Annotated in this window: 1 protein-coding gene; it reads right to left on the reverse strand. The window is 57.8% G+C overall.

The annotated features are described in order from the left end of the window. A partial coding sequence (locus K5E40_RS34585; protein WP_221734449.1) for a transposase occupies nucleotides 1–315 on the reverse strand: 315 nt, incomplete at both ends.

A 315-nucleotide genomic window follows, 5' to 3' on the forward strand; every position in this document is an offset into this window, starting at 1 on the left:
CCCTTGTCTCGCAGGTAATTGTTGATGGTTTCTAGGATGCCCGACGCCAGTTGGTGCTTCTCCAACAGGTGCCGGAAATTCATGATCGTCGTGTCTTCGGGGATCGGAGCGCTGAGCGTCAGGCGAGTAAGCAGGCGCATCGAAGTGATCTCGTACAGCGCCACTTCCATTGCGGGGTCGCTCAACGAGAACCAGTTCTGCAGCAGGTGAATGCGCAACATGGTTTCCAATGGATACGGCTTACGGCCACCGCCAGCCTTTGGGTAATGCGGCTCGATCAATGCCACCAACCCGCTCCACGGCACCACCTGCTCC

It is taken from the genome of Pseudomonas baetica (assembly GCF_019733355.1).
Classification (GTDB): Bacteria; Pseudomonadota; Gammaproteobacteria; order Pseudomonadales; family Pseudomonadaceae; genus Aquipseudomonas; species Aquipseudomonas baetica_A.